Origin of the sequence: Kribbella sp. NPDC051587 (assembly GCF_044453945.1) — a bacterium.
Classification (GTDB): Bacteria; Actinomycetota; Actinomycetes; order Propionibacteriales; family Kribbellaceae; genus Kribbella.
Window position 1 is genome coordinate 441,286 of the sequence record NZ_JBITDE010000006.1, and the last position, 19,209, is coordinate 460,494.

Annotated in this window: 19 protein-coding genes; 6 read left to right on the forward strand and 13 right to left on the reverse strand. The window is 68.4% G+C overall.

Translation table 11 applies throughout. From position 1 onward, the window contains the following. The coding region (locus ACIA49_RS23990; protein ID WP_396379539.1) for a hypothetical protein at nucleotides 1–456 on the forward strand (456 nt) is incomplete at its 5' end. A 56-nt stretch (nucleotides 457–512) separates the two neighbouring features. On the opposite strand, the gene ACIA49_RS23995 is transcribed toward ACIA49_RS23990, so the two are convergent. The 3 genes from ACIA49_RS23995 to ACIA49_RS24005 all read right to left on the reverse strand — a co-directional run bounded on the left by ACIA49_RS23995 (nucleotide 513) and on the right by ACIA49_RS24005 (nucleotide 5,452). Further along, nucleotides 513–2,759 (reverse strand): S8 family serine peptidase, encoded by a 2,247-nt coding sequence (locus tag ACIA49_RS23995; protein WP_396379540.1) that lies wholly within the window; start codon nucleotides 2,757–2,759, stop codon nucleotides 513–515. A gap of 92 nt (nucleotides 2,760–2,851) precedes the next feature. Continuing rightward, a complete protein-coding gene (locus tag ACIA49_RS24000; RefSeq protein WP_396379541.1) occupies nucleotides 2,852–3,802 on the reverse strand; it encodes an XRE family transcriptional regulator in 951 nt (316 codons plus the stop codon). A 189-nt stretch (nucleotides 3,803–3,991) separates the two neighbouring features. Beyond that, nucleotides 3,992–5,452, reverse strand: coding sequence for an AAA family ATPase (locus ACIA49_RS24005; RefSeq protein ID WP_396379542.1), 1,461 nt, complete (start codon nucleotides 5,450–5,452; stop codon nucleotides 3,992–3,994). Between the two features lie 73 nt (nucleotides 5,453–5,525). Here ACIA49_RS24005 and ACIA49_RS24010 point away from each other — a divergent pair, with 73 nt between their 5' ends. Both ACIA49_RS24010 and def read left to right on the forward strand, forming a co-directional pair. Then, nucleotides 5,526–6,341, forward strand: coding sequence for an LLM class F420-dependent oxidoreductase (locus ACIA49_RS24010; protein ID WP_396379543.1), 816 nt, complete (start codon nucleotides 5,526–5,528; stop codon nucleotides 6,339–6,341). Between the two features lie 76 nt (nucleotides 6,342–6,417). Continuing rightward, nucleotides 6,418–7,017 carry a peptide deformylase gene (gene def, locus ACIA49_RS24015; RefSeq protein ID WP_396379544.1) on the forward strand — a complete coding sequence of 200 codons (600 nt, stop codon included), beginning with the start codon at nucleotides 6,418–6,420 and terminating at the stop codon, nucleotides 7,015–7,017. A 3-nt stretch (nucleotides 7,018–7,020) separates the two neighbouring features. Here the strand turns inward: def and ACIA49_RS24020 are convergent, their stop codons facing one another. Both ACIA49_RS24020 and ACIA49_RS24025 read right to left on the reverse strand, forming a co-directional pair. Next, on the reverse strand, nucleotides 7,021–7,575 hold the full coding sequence (locus tag ACIA49_RS24020; protein ID WP_396379545.1) for an adenylyl-sulfate kinase: 555 nt from the start codon (nucleotides 7,573–7,575) through the stop codon (nucleotides 7,021–7,023). A gap of 7 nt (nucleotides 7,576–7,582) precedes the next feature. After that, nucleotides 7,583–8,104 carry a GNAT family N-acetyltransferase gene (locus ACIA49_RS24025; RefSeq protein ID WP_396379546.1) on the reverse strand — a complete coding sequence of 174 codons (522 nt, stop codon included), beginning with the start codon at nucleotides 8,102–8,104 and terminating at the stop codon, nucleotides 7,583–7,585. 28 nt (nucleotides 8,105–8,132) lie between these two features. Between ACIA49_RS24025 and ACIA49_RS24030 the strand changes: the two genes are divergently transcribed. Next, a complete protein-coding gene (locus ACIA49_RS24030) occupies nucleotides 8,133–9,197 on the forward strand; it encodes a LacI family DNA-binding transcriptional regulator (RefSeq protein ID WP_396379547.1) in 1,065 nt (354 codons plus the stop codon). Here the strand turns inward: ACIA49_RS24030 and ACIA49_RS24035 are convergent. Genes ACIA49_RS24035 through ACIA49_RS24050 form a run of 4 tightly spaced genes read right to left on the reverse strand, consistent with a single transcriptional unit; the run spans nucleotide 9,175 to nucleotide 13,641 of the window. Further along, nucleotides 9,175–10,017, reverse strand: coding sequence for a carbohydrate ABC transporter permease (locus ACIA49_RS24035; RefSeq protein WP_396379548.1), 843 nt, complete (start codon nucleotides 10,015–10,017; stop codon nucleotides 9,175–9,177). The genes ACIA49_RS24030 and ACIA49_RS24035 overlap by 23 nt on opposite strands. After that, a complete protein-coding gene (locus ACIA49_RS24040) occupies nucleotides 10,014–10,916 on the reverse strand; it encodes a carbohydrate ABC transporter permease (protein WP_396379549.1) in 903 nt (300 codons plus the stop codon). Before ACIA49_RS24040 ends, ACIA49_RS24035 begins: the two co-directional genes overlap by 4 nt. Beyond that, the gene (locus ACIA49_RS24045) at nucleotides 10,916–12,223 is read right to left on the reverse strand and encodes an extracellular solute-binding protein (RefSeq protein ID WP_396379550.1); all 1,308 of its coding nucleotides are present in this window, start codon (nucleotides 12,221–12,223) and stop codon (nucleotides 10,916–10,918) included. The genes ACIA49_RS24040 and ACIA49_RS24045 overlap by 1 nt, the downstream gene beginning before the upstream one ends. A gap of 8 nt (nucleotides 12,224–12,231) precedes the next feature. Continuing rightward, complete coding sequence (locus ACIA49_RS24050; RefSeq protein WP_396379551.1) at nucleotides 12,232–13,641, reverse strand: aldehyde dehydrogenase family protein; 1,410 nt, start codon at nucleotides 13,639–13,641, stop codon at nucleotides 12,232–12,234. Nucleotides 13,642–13,822: 181 nt separating this feature from the next. Between ACIA49_RS24050 and ACIA49_RS24055 the strand changes: the two genes are divergently transcribed. Beyond that, nucleotides 13,823–14,683: a MarR family transcriptional regulator gene (locus ACIA49_RS24055; protein WP_396379552.1), complete on the forward strand. Its 861-nt coding sequence runs from the start codon at nucleotides 13,823–13,825 to the stop codon at nucleotides 14,681–14,683. On the opposite strand, the gene ACIA49_RS24060 is transcribed toward ACIA49_RS24055, so the two are convergent. The 3 genes from ACIA49_RS24060 to cobT are packed head-to-tail and all read right to left on the reverse strand — an operon-like array spanning nucleotide 14,668 to nucleotide 17,719. Beyond that, nucleotides 14,668–15,474: a TrmH family RNA methyltransferase gene (locus tag ACIA49_RS24060; protein ID WP_391541597.1), complete on the reverse strand. Its 807-nt coding sequence runs from the start codon at nucleotides 15,472–15,474 to the stop codon at nucleotides 14,668–14,670. The two genes, ACIA49_RS24055 and ACIA49_RS24060, sit on opposite strands and share 16 nt — an antisense overlap. Then, complete coding sequence (gene cobA / locus ACIA49_RS24065; protein ID WP_396379553.1) at nucleotides 15,471–16,682, reverse strand: uroporphyrinogen-III C-methyltransferase; 1,212 nt, start codon at nucleotides 16,680–16,682, stop codon at nucleotides 15,471–15,473. The genes ACIA49_RS24060 and cobA overlap by 4 nt, the downstream gene beginning before the upstream one ends. After that, a complete protein-coding gene (gene cobT / locus ACIA49_RS24070; protein WP_396379554.1) occupies nucleotides 16,679–17,719 on the reverse strand; it encodes a nicotinate-nucleotide--dimethylbenzimidazole phosphoribosyltransferase in 1,041 nt (346 codons plus the stop codon). The genes cobA and cobT overlap by 4 nt, the downstream gene beginning before the upstream one ends. A gap of 137 nt (nucleotides 17,720–17,856) precedes the next feature. Here cobT and ACIA49_RS24075 point away from each other — a divergent pair, with 137 nt between their 5' ends. After that, nucleotides 17,857–18,387, forward strand: a complete 531-nt coding sequence (locus ACIA49_RS24075) for a YbhB/YbcL family Raf kinase inhibitor-like protein (RefSeq protein ID WP_396379555.1) — start codon at nucleotides 17,857–17,859, stop codon at nucleotides 18,385–18,387. Here the strand turns inward: ACIA49_RS24075 and aac(3) are convergent. Then, on the reverse strand, nucleotides 18,359–19,183 hold the full coding sequence (gene aac(3) / locus ACIA49_RS24080) for an aminoglycoside 3-N-acetyltransferase (RefSeq protein ID WP_396379593.1): 825 nt from the start codon (nucleotides 19,181–19,183) through the stop codon (nucleotides 18,359–18,361). The two genes, ACIA49_RS24075 and aac(3), sit on opposite strands and share 29 nt — an antisense overlap. Nucleotides 19,184–19,209 lie beyond the last annotated feature (26 nt).

Below are 19,209 nucleotides of genomic sequence, written 5' to 3' on the forward strand. Positions count from 1 at the left end.
CGACACGGCACGTCGGCGGTCGGAGACGGGACGTCGGCCGTGGGAGACGGGACGTCGGTGGCGTCTTTCATGAAGCGGGCGGGGGCGAAGGTGCTGGCGCCGCCGCCGGGTGGTTGGTCGGTGCCCAGCGGGCGTAGCTTCTACCTGCAGGCGTCTTGTCGGCCGTATGCGTCGACCATCCGGTCGGGTGCCAGGGCGTGGGCCGGGATGACCGAGAGCAGTAGCGGTACGCCGGTCGAGTGCCGCAACGGGTTCATCAACGACTGCGGCGGCGGGTCCCGGATCGTCGGGTGCAACTGGGGCCAAGGGCAACGAATCGCGCTGTACATGGGCGGGGTCCGGGACGGTGCGCTGCTCGCGGCGCATGAGTTCGGGCACGACTGGTACGGGCACTCCGGCTACCAGTGCGCCACCTGGAACAGTCCGCAGGAGGTGATGGCGCCGACCATGTGCTGACAGCGGACATACAGCGGGCCCCGATCTCTCCGAGGAGATCGGGGCCCGCTCCCGTGTTAGAAGCAGAAGCCTTGGCCGCTGCCGAAGGACCAGCATTGGAGTTGCTTCTCCGAGCTGGCGGTCTTGCCGGTGTTGTCGGTGACGGTGAGCTTGACGGTGTAGGTGCCGTTCTTGCTCGGGTAGGTGTGCGACGGCTTCACGCCGGTTCCCGTCGTACCGTCGCCGAAGTTCCAGGCGTACGACGCGATCGAGCCGTCCGGATCGGTCGAGGCCGAACCGTCGAGCGCACACTTCAACGTGCTCGCGCAGTTCACCGTGAAGCTCGCGGTCGGGTCCGAGCCGGTGGGCGGCGGGGTGTCACCACCGAGCTGCTGGTTAGCCCAGTCACCCATGACGCCCCAGAGCTTGCCATGCGCGTTGTACGACGCGCAGTCGGTCCGGAGCCACGAGAACACGCCGTACACCTTGCCCTGGTAGTAGTACGGACCGCCACTGTCGCCCTGACACAGGCCGATGCTGCCGTTGCCGTAGCCGCTGCACATCATGTAGCGGTCGTCGAACTGCTGGTTGATGGCTGCGCAGTTCTGCTTGTCGACGGTCGGCAGGACCGCTTCGTACAGCTTGGTGTTGCGCTGGCTGTCGTTGGCGTCGGTCTTGCCGTAGCCGATCGCCGTACCGCGGGTGCCGAGCGGCAGCGAGTCCGAGGAGTTGGCGATCGCCGGGTAGGCCATGCCGGACGGGGTCGGGATGTCGGTCTTGGTGATGATCACCGCGACGTCCCAGCCGGTCCGCCAGCCGTCGTTGGCGTTGTAGTTGGGGTGGGTCCGGTACTCCTGGATCTCGATCCGGGTCCCCTTGGAGGTGTCGCTGAGGTCATCGCGTCCGTAGATCAAGTACTTGTCTCCCTCGGCGTACTTGCAGTGTGCCGCGATCAGCACGATCCGCTTCGCGACCACGGTTCCTGTACAGGACTGCTCGGTCGGCCGCGCTCCCCCGGTCCGGTGCTGGGAGATGATGAACGGGTACTTGCAGACGGTCGTCGGTGTGCCACCGATGACGTTGGGGTGCACGCTCTTGTCGCAGCCGGACGGCGGAGGCGTCGTACCGCCGTTCGGGATGTAGAGCAGCTTGTTCGGGGTGTCCGAGGACAGACCCGACATCTTGCCGGTGCTGGCGTTGTCCATGATCCACTGGTGCAGCTGGGCCGGCGTGCTGCTCGGCGCCTCGGACAGGCGGAGTGCCATCGCTCCGGCCACGTGCGGCGCGGCCATCGACGTACCGCTGAGTTGCCCGTACGACGAATCGCTGCCGCGGAACGACGAGTCGATCCCGGAGCCCGGAGCGAACAGATCCATGCAGCTCCCCGCGTTCGAGTCGCCGGCCCGGGTGTCGCTGCTGGTCGCGTTCGCCACCTGGAGCGCACTCGGGATCTGCCCGCCGGGACCGTAGTTGCAGGCGTTGCCGCCGTTGTTGCCGGTGATCAGCGACCACTGCACACCCGAGTCGATCGAGGCCTTGATCGCGCTGACGGCGATGTCCTTGTCGTCGGTGTAGACGCTCAGGTTGACGACCGCGGGCTTGACCGCGTTCTTGGTCACCCACTCGGCCGCGCTGATCAGGTCGACGTCCTCGCCCTTGCCGTCGCAGCCGAGGATGCGGACCGAGACCAGGTTCGCCTTCTTGGCCACGCCGCGCGTCTTGCCGGCCAGGATGCCGGAGACATGGGTGCCGTGGTTGTTGCAGTCGTTGCCGTCGTTCGGTGTCGCGAAGAAGTCGGCGCCGAACTTGGCCCGGCCCTCGAACTCCTGGTGGGTGTAGCGGATGCCGGTGTCGACGATGTACGCCGTGACGCCGGAGCCTTCGTTCGGGTAGGTGTATTTGCTGTCGAGCGGGCGGTCCCGCTGGTCGATCCGGTCCAGGCCCCAGTTCGGCGGGTTGTTCTGGGTGCCGCCGATCGAGGCCTGGCCGCTCTGCCGGACCTCGGCGACCGCCGGGTCGTTCGCGAGCTTCTTGGCCTGGCCGGCCGAGAGGTTCTTCACGACATAGCCCTGCATGGTTGCCGTCAGCACGCTTTTCACGTCGCCGCCGTACCGGTCGGCCAGGGCGGCCGCCGTACCGGCGACCGCGGCCACGCTGCGCTGGGGCGCGAGGGTGACCAGGTACGAACCGGGGACCGGGTTCTTGGCGTGGTTGACGACCGCCCGCGGCGGGGACGGGTCCTGAGCCGACGCGGCGGGGGCGGTCGCGATCACGGCGGTGATCGCGACGACCGAGGCGGCCGCGCGCCGTAGTGCTCTGCTCATGCTTCCTCCTGTGCATTGGGGAACGCACTGAAGGTAGGCAGCGGCCCGCGGGCCCGAATACGTCTGTTAAGACAGGCCTTTCACACCCGTTCTCAATTCTGTTGAGACCAGGCCCAGCGCATGCCGACGATGCCGGACGGTACGTCGGTCTCCGCGAGCAGCGCCGAGTCCGCGCCACCGATCCACAGCTCGGCGTGGTTGCCTTCCGGCGCGGCGACGGTACGGCGGTCGTAGCGGTGACAGTGCGCCGGTACGACGCCTGGCGCGAACCGGGTCTGGAGGACGTACTCGCGGACAGGCTCCACGAAGCGGTGCTCGTAGTTGACCATCAGTGTCCCCGGTGCGAACCGCCACTCGTATTCGAGCAGGGCCGGATCCCCGACGTCGAGCACCCGGTCCAGGATCAGTTCGGCCGCGACCAGCCCGACCGAGCGATCGGTCTCGACCTGGCCGATCCGGGCGTTCGTCACCGCGGCCAGCTCCGGCGGCTGATCCGGCCGCTCCTCGGCGAAGTAGAGCACGGCCAGCCGAGACACCCGGTGCGCGGCAGCCCGGACGAGCTCGCGGACCCGGATTCGCTCGACCATCCGGTCCGCGCCCATCTCGACCGTCACCTGCACACTCACCCGCCGCAGCCGCCCTTGGCGCGCGACGCCGACAGTCCGCAACAACTCCTCGGGCCGCGGATCGGCGAACAGCAGATCCGGCGCGACGCTGCCCGGCACATGGCCGATCCACCGACCCCGCAACCGCCGCGGTCCGAGCAACGACATCAGCGCGTTGGGCGGAAGCTCCAACAGCTCTTCGAGCAGCCGGACCGCGACCAAGGAAGCGGACCGCTCCGGCCGGCTGCGCCCACGCCGCCAGTAGCTCAGGGTCGCGATGCTCAGGTGCGCACCGCGCTCCCCCAGCCAGTCCCGGATCTCCTCCAGCGTGAGCCCGCGAACCTCGATCGCGAGGTGCAGCGCCGCCGGGAAAGGTCCGTTCCGCAGCGCCAGCTCCAGCTCGTGCCGAACTCCCGCATCAGTGGCCTGAACCGCCATCGCGCCCACCTTCCTCACGAAGTGTGTTCACCTTCTAACACTTCGCGACCATTTTGGCGAGACCTGGACATTGGCCCTCAAGAGGCCGGACCGCCACCACTCACTAAGTCCCCCGGAGCCGCCTGCCTCCCGCGTCGGTGAGCGTGCCTCAACCGGCAGCCGTGAGGTTGATGAGTGGTGGGCGTCCGCTCAGTCGTCGAACGAGAGGTGCAGGCTGGAGGTATAGGCGCCGACTGCGCCGGGTGGGGCGAGGCCGGGCTCGGGGGCGTGGGACGTGGGCGGGGTGTCGGTGGTGGCGCCGAGGAGGCGGCGGGTGAGGGCGTCTCGGGAGGAGAGGAGTTCGTCGGCTGCGGTGCGGATGTGGTCGGGGCCGGGTGGGGTGCCGGCTTGGGCGGCGAGCAGGACCGTTCGGCGTACCAGCTCCTTCATGAAGGAGGCGGTGGTGCCTTCGGTGCGGGCGACCAGTTCGTCGACGACGTCGGCGGGGAGGTCGAGGGCCGGGCCGTAGAGGCGGAGGAGGCGGGCGCGGCCGTCGGCGTCCGGGAGCGGGACCTCGACGGCCATGTCGACGCGGCCGGGGCGCTGGGACAGCGCGGGCTCCAGCAGGTCGGCGCGGTTGGTGGTGAGGAGGAAGGCGACGTCGGCGTCCTGGGCCAGGCCGTCCATCTCGTTGAGGACCTGGAACAGGAGCGGGTTCTCGCCGCCATGGGAGTAGTCGCGGGCCTCGGCGACCAGATCGCAGTCCTCCAGTACGACGAGCGCCGGCTGCAGCATCCGGGCCAGCGAACATGCCTGCGAGATGAAATGGATGCTCGTGCCTGCCAGCAGTACGACGGTGAAGTCGGGCAGCCGCGAGAGCAGGTACCGCACGGTGTGGGTTTTGCCGGTGCCGGGTGGGCCGTAGAGGAGCACGCCACGGCGTAGGTGCTGGCCGGCGTCGAGCATCTGCTGACGGTGTTCGGCGATGCCGATGACTTCCCGCTCGACCCGCTCCAGGACGCCCTCGGGCATCACGACGTCGTCGCGGGTGATCTCCGCACGCGGGTGCAGCCGGAACGGGCCGATGCCCTGACCGAACTCGCTGCCCTCGAACGAGACCACCTTGCCGCGGAAGACGTTGTGCTTGCGGATCAGCTCGGGCAGCGCCTTCAGGAACCGGTCCCCCGCGTCCTTGTCGACCGTCAGCACCTCGAGATCGACCGTCGATCGGCCGTACTGCTGGTTCGGTGCGCGCAACAGAGCGGCGTACCGGTCGTTGCCCTGGACGCCGAGGTAGAAGCCGAAGGCGACGCAGTCCATGTCCTCGTCGAGGTCGATCGGCACCCGAACGTAGTCGACGGCGCCGATCCCGAAGCGGTCGTAGACGGCCATCTCGAGGACCTCGCTGAGGGAGTGGTGGCCGCGGCCGGAGCCGGCCAGGCCGACGAGCTCGAAGGAGTCGAACCAGGCCTCGATCGCGCGCTGCACGTTCGGCAGGTCGTACGGCGCGAACGTCGACGACACCACCGGCACCTGCTCGGGTTCGGCACCGAGGTGCTCGATCAGTTTGTCCCGCAGCCCGGTCCGGTTGATCCCGGCCGGGCGGTGGCTCTGCATCCGCTCCAGGAATCCCGTGAACAGCCTGGCGAACTCGTCGATCTCGTCCGGCATCCGTACCCCTTTCGTGTCCGTCCCCCCGACCCGATCCGGAGGGTCCTCCGAAACGGCGGATAGGATGTCCACCATGACAGATTCCGAGTCCACCGACCGGCCGTACGGCGCCTTCCCCGTCCGGATCGGTTTCCAGATTCAGCCCCAGCACGCCGAGTACGCCGACATCCGCCGTACCGTCGCGAAGGCCGAGGAGATCGGCGTCGACATCGCCTTCAACTGGGATCATTTCTACCCGCTGTCCGGGGAGCCGGACGGCCTGCACTTCGAGTGCTGGACCATGCTGGCCGCGTGGGCCGAAGCGACCGAACGGGTCGAGATCGGCGCCCTGGTCACCTGCAACTCCTACCGCAACGCCGACCTGCTGGCCGACATGGCCCGCACCGTCGACCACATCAGCGACGGCCGGCTCATCCTCGGCATCGGCTCGGGCTGGTTCGAGCGTGACTACGACGAGTACGGCTACGAGTTCGGTACGGCGGGCGGCCGGCTGAACGCGCTCGGTGAGGCGCTGCCGCGGATCGAGGCCCGCTGGGCCAAGCTGAACCCGAAGCCGACCCGCGACATCCCGGTGCTGATCGGTGGCGGCGGCGAGAAGAAGACGCTCAAGCTGGTCGCCCAGCACGCCAACATCTGGCACGGCTTCGGTGACGCGGAGACGATCGCGCACAAGCACGCCGTCCTGGACGAGCACTGCAAGACGATCGGCCGCGACCCGGGCGAGATCGAGCGCTCGACCGCGGTCGGCGACAAGTCGCCGGAGGAGGTCGGCAAGGGCCTGCTCGACGTCGGCACCCGGTTGTTCACCGTCTCGGCCTCCGGCCCGGACTACGACACCGGTCTGCTCCGCGACTGGGTCGCGTGGCGCGACGAGGTCAACGCCAAGTAGCGGTCTCCGGCCGGGTGGCGGGCGTCTCCCGTCACCCGGTCGGCCCGGCCGTCGTAGGCCGGATAGGATTTCCCGCATGGTTTCGAAGTACGAGCGTGGTTCCGTCCGCCCGATCACCCGCTGGGGCACCGAGGTGATGCACCACCTCAACCAGCCGGTGACCGACTTCGGTCCCGAGCTGCAGACGCTGGTGGCCGACATGTTCTCGACGATGGACGCGGCCGAGGGTGTCGGTCTGGCCGCCAACCAGGTCGGGGTCGACCTGCAGCTGTTCATCTTCGACTGCCCCGACAAGGACGGCAACCGGGTCGAAGGCGTCGTCTGCAACCCGGTCATCGAGCTCCCCGAGGGCAAGGACCGCCGCCTCGACGAGGGTGACGAGGGCTGCCTGTCCCTGCCCGGCGCCTTCACCAAGTGCGCCCGCCCCGACTTCGCCAAGGTCACCGGCGTCGACGAGCACGGCAACCCCGTCTCCTACGAAGGCAACGGCCTGCTCGCCCGCTGCCTCCAGCACGAGACCGACCACACCCAAGGCACCGTCTTCGGCGACCGCCTCTCCCGCAAATACCGCAAGCGCCTCTTCGCCGAAGCCGAAGAGCTCGCCGAGGACTACCCCGACGACTGGCCCATCACCCCCATGGTCGAGCACGAAGACGAAGAAGTCCCCGCCACCTGACCCCTACCAGCGAGCCTTCTCCAGGTCGGCGAGGATCGCGGCCACGGTTTGCGCTGGGGTCTGGTCGGTGGTGTCGAGCCAGAGGCCTCGGTGCGGGATGTCGTCCAGGCCTGTCTGCAGAGCCCGTACGGCGTCGGTCAGCGAACCGCCGTCGTCTTGCCAATCGCGATAGGAGTTGTTACCGCCGCGGCCCAGCTCGCGGTCGACGATCGACTCGACGGACGGGGTGAGGACGACGAGGTAGGTGTCGACGGCTCGCAGGTTGGCGAACCAGCGTTCGACGTGGTCGCCCAGGACGATGTCGCTGGCGACGAAGTCGAAGCCGTTGTCGGCGTAGTGCTGCGCCACCAGCGCGGTCGCGGCGTACCGGAGTTCCAGTTGCCGGACGGCCTCGGCCGACGGGTTCGGGGTCATGATCTCGGCGCCGGCGACCACGCCGTGGTAGAAGATGTCGCCGTCGAGCGTCGCGGCCGGTGGGCCGAGGTGGGACGCCAGGAGCGGCGCGACGGTGGACTTTCCCGACGCTTGGAGTCCGGTGACCAGCACGACCTTGGGCATGGCGGCATCAGATCATGTGGAAGGCCTCGGCGGTTATCGAATAAACGGTGGCGTTGAAGGTTTCGCCGTCGAAGGTCAGGTCGGTGGTGTGGTCGAAGGTCATGCCTAGGCGGCGCATGACGGCGATGCTGCGCTCGTTCGGGGTGTCGGTGACCGAGTTGATGCGCGGTAGGCCCAGTTCGGTGAAGCCGTAGGCGAGCCAGTGGGCGGCCGCCTCGGTCGCGTAGCCGTGGCCCCAGTAGGAACGGTGCAGGCGCCAGCCGACCTCGAGGGTGTCGGGGTACCAGGCTTCGCGGGACAGGCCGCCGGCGCCGAGGAAGGCGCCGTCGCTGGCCCGCTCGATCGCCAGGAAGCCGAACCGGTCGGCCTCCCATTGCTGGTTGATGCCGGCCGCCTCGCGGTCGGACTCGGCACGCGTCAGTGGTCCCCCGAGGTACCGCATCACGTCCGGATCGCTGTTGAGGTCGGCCCAGGCGTCCAGGTCGCTGTCCTGAAACGGCCGTAGGATCAGGCGTTCGGTCGTACGCATCGTCTCCCCCTGTCGATAAACTGCAACGATGAACGGTCCGGGGGCGCAGTCGAACGGTCCAGGGGCGCCACGGCGTCCGGTCACGCTGGACGACGTCGCACGTGCGGCCGGGGTCTCGCAGCCGACCGCGTCCCGGGTGCTGAACGGCAGCTCACGGCGGGTCGCTCCAAGTTATCGCGAGCGGGTCCTGAGCGCTGCCCGGGAGCTCGGGTACACGCCGAATCTGCCCGCGCAGGCAATGGCCCGGGGCACTTCGCGCACGATCGCGCTGGTGATCAGCCTGATCTCCGACCCGTACTTCTCCGCGATGGCCGCCGAGATCATGAAACAGGCCGAGACGATCGGGCTGCACGTCTCGATCGCGGTCACCGAGCGCCAGGCCGAGCGCGAGCTCGACCTGATCCGCGAGCTGCGCGGTCAGCAACCGCGCGCGATCATCCTGGCCGGCACCGGGTACGTCGACCCGCCGTCGGAGCACGCGTTGATCGACGAGCTGCAGCGGTACGAGGAGACCGGCGGCCGGGTCGTCCTGATCAGCAGGTCCGACCTCCCCTTCGAGACCGTCGACTTCGACAACCACGACGGGTCCCGCCAACTGGCGCGCGAGCTCGGCGCCCTCGGCTACCGCAACTGCCTCGTGCTCGGCAGCGCGGTTCCGCTGCTCTCGATGCGGCAGCGGGTCGAAGGTTTCGTTGCCGGGTTCAACGAAACCGGCACCACCCGCGTCCACCAGCCAGGATTCAGCTGGGTCGGCGCCCGAGAATACGTGCTCAGCCTCACCGACGCCGAGGCCCGCGAGCTCGACCTGGTCTTCGCGGTCACCGACGACATGGCCCTCGGAGCTCTCGCCGGACTGCGCGAGCGCGGCCTCCGCGTCCCGGAGGACGTCGGCGTGGCCGGCTTCGACGACATCAGCACCCTGCGCGACGTCGTACCGAAGCTGACCACAGTGCATGTCGCTCTGAACGCCGTCGCGCAGGAGGCCGTCTACCGCGCCACCACCACCGACACCGACCTGGTACGGCGGACTGTCCCGGCGTACCCGGTCCTGCGCGCGAGCACGCCGGCGATCACAGCTTCACGCCGCCGCTGATCAGGTCGAGCTTCCAGTGCCGCTGCAGGCTGAGAAACAGGATCGCCAGCGGCACGATCGACACCAGGACGCCGGCGATGACGATCGAGTACTGCGCGGCCTGGCCGCCGGTGATGATCATCAGGCCGTAGAGCCCGAGCGTGAGCGGGTACAGATGGTCGTCGTTGATCATCACGAACGGGAGCAGGAAGTTGTTCCAGATCCCGATGAACTGCAGCAGGAACACCGTCACCAGGGCGGGCAGCATGAGCGGCGCACCGACCAGCCGGAAGATCCGCCACTCGCTGCCGCCGTCGATCCGGGCTGCTTCCATGATCTCGTCCGGGACCGAGGCCTCGGCGTAGATCTTGCACAGGTAGATCGCGAACGGGCTGACCAGCTGCGGCAGCAGGACCGCGGCGTAGTTGTTGGTCATCCCGATCTTGGCCAGCAGCAGGAACTGCGGAACCGCGAGCAGGATCTGCGGCAGCAGCACCGCGGCCACGATCGCCCGGAACAGTACGACGCTGCCGGTGAACCGGTACTTGCCCAAGGCATACCCGGCCGCCCCGGCGATTGCCGTGGACAACAATCCCCCGCCGACCGCGTAGATGACCGAGTTCAGCACCCAACGGCCGAAGATGCCGTGGTTGTAGCTGAACAACGCATCCAGGTTCGACCAGAAGCCACCGTTGAAGACGGGGACGAACGGCGCGGTCGAGAACAACTCGTCGTTCGTCTTCGTCGAGGCGATCACGATCCACAGCACGGGCAAAACGCAGTACAGAGCACCGATCAGCAGGATCAGTGTCGGGACCCATCGCGTCCGTTGTCTCGTCATCGGGTCCTTCCGATCCGTCGGCCGATCGCGGAGACGACCACGGTGGCCGCGACCGTCATCAGGATCAGCAGGAACGACGTCGCCGCGCCCTCGTAGATGCTGTTGTCCACGAAGGCATCCGTGTAGGCGCGCATCAGTGGCACCCAGGTCGACGAGATCGCGTTCGCCAGCGGTTTCAAGGTGGTTGGCTCGTTGAAGAGCTGGAGTGCGCCGATCAGCGAGAACAGCGCGACCATCGCCACGGCCGGAGCCATCAGCGGCAACTTCACCCGGACCGCGATCTGGAACTCGGTCGCACCGTCGAGCTCGGCCGCCTCGAACAGCTCGCGCGGCAGACTGCGCACGGTCGTGTAGAGGATGACCATGTTGAACCCGACGACACCCCAGACCGCCACGTTCGCGACGCTGAAGAAGATGCCACGATTGCCGAAGTAGTCCAGCGTCCCGCCGCCGATCGGGCTGGTCGCGGGGAGATACAGGAAACCCCACAACAGGCTCGCGACGACACCGGGAACGGCGTACGGCAGGAAGATCGCCAGCCGCGCGAACCCGGTCAGCCGAGCGCGCTTCGCATCCAGGCAGAGCGCGAAGACGGTCGCCAGGATGACAGTCATCGGTACGCCGAACGCCCCGATCAGCAGCATCCGTCCCAGACTGGCCCAGAACTCATGGTCGGAGAGCGCCGCCGTGTAGTTCGACAACCCGGTCCAGACCTCGGTGGGTTTCCCGCCACCGAGCAGGCCCCTCCCGACCTTCAACCGCCGAAAGCTCAGGAACACGGCGTAGAGCGCCGGGCCGACCGTGAACACCACAAGCAGCAGGACCGCCGGGGCAACCAGCATGACCGGCAGCAGGCCGCCCCGCCCTCGTCCCCCACTGGCGGCGGGCTTGGCGTTCATCAGCCGGCGACCTGGAAGCCGAGCTTCTTCATGTCGGCGACCGTGGCGTCCTGCATGGTGTCGAGAGCAGCGGAGAGCGGTGTCTTCTTCTGCAGCGCGCCACCGAAGGCGTTCGAGTACGAGTCGAACGTCACGTTCGCGTTCGGGCCCCAGATGTCGAATGTGCGCACGCCTTTGGCCGCGGTCGCCATCAGGGTGTTGTAGTCCGGCTGGTTGGACATGAACGGCGGCGGCGACTTCAGCTCGGGCAGGCCCTGGCCGGCCGGCGACGCGGGGAACGCCTGCACGTTCTTGATCAGCGACGCCATGCCGGCCTGCGACGAGTTCATCCACTCGACGAACTTGGCCGCCTCGGCCGGGTGCTTCGAGTTTGCGGTCACGGCCTCGGTCTCGCCGCCCCAGATGCCGACGGTGGTGTCACCGGCGGTCCAGGCCGGCAGCGGTGCGGCGGCCCACTTGCCTGCGGTGTCCTTGGCGATCGACGGCAGCTGGTTCGGTCCCCACTGGGCGCCGACCCAGCCGATGAGCGTGCCGTTGTTCATGTCGGTGTTCCATTGCGCCGACCAGTTCGGCTGCGGGCTGACCAGACCCTTGGTGATCAGGTCGTCCCAGAAGTTCGCGACCTTCTTGCTCGCGTCGTCGTTGATCTTCACGGTCCAGGTGTCGCCGTCGGCCTTCCACCAGTTGGCCCCGGCCTGCTGTGCCAGCCCGGCGAACCAGCCCGGGTCGGCGGCGGTGAAGTTGCCGATGGACTTCTTCGGATCCGCCTTCTTGATCGCGGCCGCCGTGGTCGCGTACTCGGCCCAGGTCGCGGGCGCCTTCAGGCCGAGCTTGTCGAAGATGTCCTTGCGGTAGAAGAACACCATCGGGCAGACGTTCTGCGGGACGCCGTACGTCTTGCCCTCGAACTGCACCTGGGACAGCGACGCCTTGTCGTACTTGGTGTCCAGCCCCTTCACGTAGTCGTCGATCGGGACCACGACCTGGTTCGCGATCAACGCGGGCAGCGCCTGGTACTCGACCTCGGTGATGTCCGGGTTGGTGCCCGCCTTGTTGTTGGTGATCAGCTTGTTGTAGAGCGTGTACCCGGTCCCGGACGGCTTGCTCAGCTTCACCTGGATGTTCGGGTTCAGCTTGTTCCACTCGTCGACGACCTTGTCCATCCCGCCGTCCCAGTTGACGTAGGTCAGCTCGACCTTCTCGGTGCCGGAAGTCGATGGGCTGCTGGTGGACTTGGTGTCGTTGCCCGAACAGGCGCTCAGGGCCAGCGCGGCGATGACGATGCCGGCGCCGATACGTACGTGCATGGTGGTCCTCACTTCGATGCCCAAGCCGGGTACTCGGTCGGGGTGGTCTGGATGCCGATCCATTGCCGGTGGGTGTAACCGGCCAGCTGGCCTTCGCCACCGTGGCGGGCGTAGCCGTCGTTGACGTGGACCTCGTTGCTCTTCACCTGCTGCGCGAAGGCAAGCCCGCGCATGGTGTCCTTGGTGAAGACGGAGTTCATGAGTGTGCGGTGGCGGTTCACCAGGTCGAGCGCCTCCGCCTCGGAATCGACCACGGTGATCGGCATCACCGGGCCGAAGATCTCCTCGGTGAACACCGGCATGTCCGGCGTCACGCCCGTCAACACCGCCGGCTGGTAGAACAGCCCGTCGTACGTGCCGCCGGTCGCCAGCTTGGCGCCGGCCGCGAGTGACGGTTCGACGAGACCCTCGTGAAAGCGCTTCAGCTGGGTCTCGGTGATGATCGGGCCGAGGTCGACGTCGTCCCGGAGCGGATCGCCGACCCGCAGTTTGGCGACCCGGTCGACCACTGCCGCCGTGAACTCGTCGGCGACCGAGCGCAGCACGATGTGCCGGCCCGCGGTGATGCAGGTCTGGCCCTGGTACCAGAGCGAGGTCCACAGCGCGCAGCTCGCTGCCTGGTCGAGATCCGCGTCATCCAGTACGACGAACGCGTTGTCGCCGCCGAGCTCGGTGGCCGCGGCCCGGAAGTTCTTCCCGGCGTACGCGGAGATCTGCTGGCCGACCTCGAACGAGCCGGTGAAGTGGATGAGATCCAGATCGGGATGCTCAGAGAGCGTTCTCCCGGTTTCCGGACCGTCTCCCGGGACCACGTTGAAGACGCCCGCCGGCACCCCGGCCTCCTTTGCGGCTTCGGCCAGCACCTGACCGCCCGCGATCGGCGTCAGCTCGGCCGGCTTCAGTACGACGGCGTTCCCGTAGGCGAGCCCGGGCGCGAGCGCGCGCATCGCGAGGCTCATCGGGTAGTTCCACGGCACGATCAGGCCGATCACACCGAGTGGGACCGTGCGAGAGAGCGAGATCTTGCCGTTCTTGTACGGCGGCAGGATCGCGCCGGCGTTCTCGGTCAGCTGGGTCGCCGAGTTCAGCAACTGGTTGACCGACTGCCCGAGCTCCTCCTCGGCCTTCTCCCGGGTACCGCCGGTCTCGCGGATGATCAGCGTGAGCAGTTCGTCGCGCCGGTTCTCCAGCTCACGGGCGAAGGCCCGGAGGATCTCGCACTTGGTGTTCGCGTCCACCTCGGCCCAGCCCGGCTGAGCCCGGCGGGCGCTGCGGACGGCCCGGTCCACCTGTTCGGCCGAGGCACTGCCGTACCGGGCGAACGCCGTACCGGCTGCCTTGTCCAGGACCGGTGACCAGTCCGACGCGGGCCGTTCAGCCCAGCCGTCGATCCACACCTGTGCTTCGTACTCCTGCATCCGCCTCACCCTTCGATCCTGTGGGAATGCGCTTTCCTCGCAGGATTGCGCATTCCGGATGAGCGGTCAAGGGTGAATCTCGAGAAGTTTCCGGGGCACCTGTCGAAGTGAGCGAACCAGCTTCGTAGCCAGGGTGAGGGAACGGCAACGGGCCGATCCCGACCGAACACCGGAGGTCACCATGACCAGCACCGCCCCCACCACGACCCTCGCCCGCTACCTCGGCCAGAAGCTGCTCGAGCCGCTGCACCTGGTCACCTACATGTGCGACGAGCCGAACGAGGCGATGGCGGGGATCGGCTTCGACGACGGTCAGTACTGGCCGCTGTACTTCGCCGGCCGGGCCGCGCCGCTGGGTCAGGTGCCGGCCGCGGTCGTGGACGCGATCTTCTACAACTTCGCTCCGGGCATGGCCGAGGAGTTCTACACCGGCGTCTGGGACGTCACGACCCCTTCAGCCGCCCTTGCTGCTCGTGAGGCCGGGAGCGTCGCGGGACTCCGCCGCGTCCTCGGCCCGCTCGCCGACAGCCCGGCCATCGCCCGCGCCGCCGACCTCGCCCTCCGGCTCGCGCTGAACGCACCGAGCGAGGGTCGGCCCCTGTACGCCGGTCTGCGGACGATCGCCGTACCGACTGAGCCGCTGGCGCGTTTGTGGCACGCGGCGACCCTGCTCCGCGAGCACCGCGGTGACGGTCACAACGCCGCATTGGTTGCCGCTGGCATCAATGGCCAGGAGGCGCACGTCTTCGCCGCGCTGGACACCGGCATGACGCCGCGCGCCTACGGTCGGCTGGACCCGCTGTCGGACGCCGAGCTGGAGGCCGTCGTCGACGGTCTGCGCGACCGCGGCCTGGTCGATGCCGATGGTGAGTTCACGGTGGCCGGTCGGGAACTGAAGGACCGGATCGAGGAGCAGACCGACCTCGCCGCAGCCCCGGCGTACAGCAGCCTGACCGCCGACGAGCTCGCGCAGTTCACCGCCGACCTCGAGCCGCTCGCGGCGCACATCGAGGCCGTCGGCTACGACTACCGCGTCGCGTAGAACGTGACGGCCGCCGAGCTGGCGACGTTGAGGGAGTCGACGCCGCCAGCCATCGGGATCTTCACCGTCAGGTCGGCCTGCTCAAGCACATGCGGCTTCAAGCCGTGTCCCTCGGTCCCGAAGATCAGCGCCAGCTTCTCGTCGTGGCGGGCCGCCAGTTCGTCCAGCGTGATGGACTCGTCGGTGAGCGCCAACGCGGCCGACACGAACCCTTGCTCCCGCAGTACGGCGAGCGCCCCCGGCCACTCCTCCAGCCGGGTCCACGGCACCTGGAACACCGTCCCCATCGACACCTTGATCGACCGCCGGTAGAGCGGATCCGCGCAGGTCGGTGTCACCAGCACCAGGTCCACGCCCATCGCCGCAGCCGCCCGGAACCCGGCCCCGACGTTCGTGTGATCAACAATGTCGTCGAAGATCGCAATCCGCCGTACCGCCGGCGTGAGCAACTCAGCCAGCGGTCGAGCCGCAGTACGCCGGTACGACGCCAGCGCGCCCCGGTGCACGTGGAATCCGGTGACCTGCTCAGCCAGCTCCTCGGACACGACATAGACCGGCGTCTCCGGCCACTTGGCAAGCACATCCTCGAGCGAGTCCAGCCACCGTGGAGCCAGCAGGAACGACCGCGGCTCGAACCCACCATCGGCCGCCCGCCGGATGACTTTGTCGCCCTCGGCAATGAACAGCCCGTGCTCCTCCTCCAGCAACCGCCGCAGGCTCACCTCCCGCAACTGCACATAATCCGCCAACCGCGGATCCCCCGCCTCGCTCACCTCCACCAACCGGCTCACCGGACGCTCTCGCCCACCTCGACGACGTTGCCGATGACAACGATTGCGGGGGCGCCGACGCCTTGGGCGCGCATGGCTTCGGCGATGGTGGCGAGGGTGGCGGTGACGCGGTGCTGGCTGGGGAGGGTGCCGTCGGCGATGGCGGCGGCGGAGGTGTCGGCCGGACGGCCGGCGGCGATCAGGCGTTCGGTGATGGCGGGCAGGTTCTCGACCGCCATCAGCAGGACGAGCGTGCCGGAGAGCTTCGCCAGCGCGTCCCAGTTGACGAGTGAGTCCGGGTGCGAAGGCGGGATGTGGCCGGACACGACCGTGAACTCATGGGTGACACCGCGATGCGTGACGGGGATCCCGGCCACCGCAGGCACAGAGATCGAGCTGGTGATCCCCGGTACGACGGTCCACGGGACACCGGCCTCGGCACAAGCCAGCGCCTCCTCGAAACCCCGCCCGAAGACATAAGGGTCACCACCCTTGAGCCGTACGACGACCTTCCCGGCGCGGCCGCCCTCGACCAGGATCCGGTTGATCTCCTCCTGCTGAGCGGATCGGCCGCGCGGCAGCTTGGCCGCATCGAACAGCTCCACATCCGGTGACAGCTCATCCAGCAACTGTTGCGGCGCGAGCCGGTCGGCGACGACCACGTCAGCCTCGGCCAGCAACCGCCGTCCGCGCACAGTGATCAGGTCCGGATCGCCCGGTCCCCCGCCCACCAGGTACACGCCCGGCCGCCTGCCGGCAGCGTCCCGAGCACCGAGCTCACCAGTCCGCAGTCCCTCAAGAATCGCATCGCGAACGGCTGCCGAACGCCGGTGGTCACCACCACCCAGTACGCCGATGGTGACGTTGTCGTGCTGACCAGACGCCGGTGTCCACGCGGTCGCCCGGGAGCGATCGTCGGAACGGACGCAGAAGATCCGGCGTTCCTCGGCTTCGCGGGAGACCTCGTCGTTCACCGCCGGGTCGTCGGTCGCAACAACGACGTACCAGGCGTTCTCGAGGTCGCCGGCCGCATAGCCGCGCTCAACCCAACGCAGGGACGAGTTGACGAGCAGGCCCTCGATCGTCGGGGTGATTACCGGCGAGATCAGGTCGATCTCCGCGCCGGATTCGAGCAGTCGCGGCAGCCGCCGCTGAGCGACGCCACCACCCCCGACCACGACGACGCGGCGGCCGGTGAGGACGAGGCCGGACAGGTACTGGTCGGTCACGAGTCGATCCCGGCGGACTCGAAGGTCGCCATCTCGCCGAGCGCACGGACCGCACAGGACAGGATCGGGTACGCGAGGACCGCACCGGTCCCCTCACCCAACCGCAGGTCCAGATCAACCAGCGGGACCAGCCCCAGCGTCTTCAGTGCGACCGCATGCCCCGGCTCGGCCGAACGATGACCGGCCACGCAGTAGTCGACCACCGCAGGCTTCAGCGCCTGCGCGACCAGTGCGGCCGCACCCGCGATCACGCCGTCGAGGATGACCGGCACATGGTTGGCCGCAGCACCCAGGATGTAGCCGGCCAGCGCCGCGTGTTCGAGACCACCGAACGCCTGCAGCGCGCCCAGCGGATCAGAAGCCGGTACGGCGTGCAGCGCCAGCGCCGACTCGACGATCGCAGTCTTGTGGGCCAGCGTCGCGTCGTCGATCCCGGTACCACGGCCAGTCACCACCTCGGCGGTCGAACCACTGAAGGTCGCGATCAGCGCCGCCGAGGCGGTCGTGTTCGCGATCCCCATGTCACCGGTCAGGAGGCAGCGGTAGCCGTCCTTCACCAGCGTGTCAGCCAGATCGAAGCCGACCGTGATCGCGGCGCACACCTCGTCGTACGTCAGAGCGGCCTCGACCGACAGGTCGCGGGTACCAGGCCGCACCTTCGCGTGGACGACATCCAGCTCGTCGATCGCTCCGGCCACGCCCACGTCGACGACCCGGACGTCGACCCGGTTGTTGGCGGCGAAGGCGTTCACCGCGGCACCACCGGCGACGAAGTTCGCCAGCATGCCGGCGGTCACCTCCTGCGGCCACGGCGACACTCCCTGCGCGTGAACGCCGTGGTCGGCCGCGAACACCGTCACCACGGCCGGCGTCGGGACCGCGGGCGGGCAGACTCCCGTCATACCGGCGACCCGGATCGACAGATCCTCCAGCACGCCCAGCGCACCCGGCGGCTTGGTGAGCTGGGCTTGACGCTCCGCAGCCGCCCGCATCGCCACCTCGTCCGCGGGCGCAATCCGCGCCAGGTACTCCTCCACCGCAATGCCCTCCAGTCGCTCGGACCCACTCCTGCACCGATCTTCGCATCCCGGGGTGGATCCCCTCGGACGGCATGCGATCCGGTGGACAGTAGTGTCGGATTCACCACACGTCGCGAGATCGCGGAGGATCACAGATGTCGCTCGACCGTCCTGTTGCCCCGGACCCGTACCAGTTGCTCCCCGAGGTGGCCTCCTTCACCGTCACCAGCACCGATGTGACCGAGGGTGAACAGCTCCCCGACGCCCACGTGTTTGCCGCGGGCAACACGTCGCCGCAGCTCAGCTGGTCCGGCTTCCCCGCCGAGACCAAGGGCTTCGTCGTCACCTGCTTCGACCCGGACGCCCCGATCGTCTCCGGCTTCTGGCACTGGGTCCTGGTCAACCTCCCCGCCGACGTCACCGAACTGGAGACCGGCGCCGGTACGACGGAGCGCCTCCCGAACGGCGCGTTCCACGTCCGCAACGACTTCGGCACCAAGAACTTCGGCGGCGCCGCTCCCCCCGCCGGTGACCAGAACCACCGCTACTACTTCGTCGTCCACGCCATCGACGTCGAAGCCCTGGACGTCGACGACACCGCCACTCCGGCGGTCGTCGGCTTCAACCTCGCCTTCCACACGCTGGCCCGCGCCATCCTCACCCCGACGTACCAGACCGCGGAGTAAACGTCCCCTCGATCCATTCGACGCCCGCGTCCACCGTGGCGCGGGCCTCGAACAACCAACTGGTCGCCGGCCCGACCTTGCCTTCGGTACCGGCTCCGGCTTGCACCGCCTGATCAGCCAGTACGGCGATCCCGTGCGTGATGCCGTGGGCGTCGTACGGAAGTGAGCCGTAGAAGGTGTCGAGCGTGCGGTAGTCACGCCAACCGGTGCTGATGGGCATCCGGTACTCGTGGAACCGTTTGCCCTCCACGTTGGCGATGGCCTCGGCGTGGTGGCACAGCGTGAGCGTCTTCAACGGCGCCCCGAGTAGCAGCACGCGTCCACCCAGCTCGACCAGCCGACCGAGCGACCCGTCCGGTCCCCACGGATCCTCCGCCTCCGTGATCAGGTCGCCCGCCCGAGGTCCGAGCGCGGCGAAACTCACCTCCGGGTGTGAGCTGCGTAAGGCCCCAGACCACGTCCGCAACCGCTCCGGCCAGCGCCCGAAGTCCCGCCGCGCCGACGAGACCGCCGGATCGAACGCCGGCATCTCCTCATAAGCCTGCTGCCAAGTCTCCGGCCAGAGCTTCACGTGGTACGGGCTGTCGTCCCAACCACAGAACGCCAGCAGCGTCCCCTCCACCCCGACCACATCCCGGAGAGCAAGCAGCACGCTGTCGATCCCGCCGACCACCCACCCGAGTGCCGACAGCCGCACATGCACCATCAGCACGTCGCCCACCCGGACCCCGAGCTCCTGCACCCCCTGAGCGATCCCGCCCCGCGTCACCGGCCGGAACCCCGGATCCCCCAACATCGCCGCCGTAGGAAACGCCATCCCGC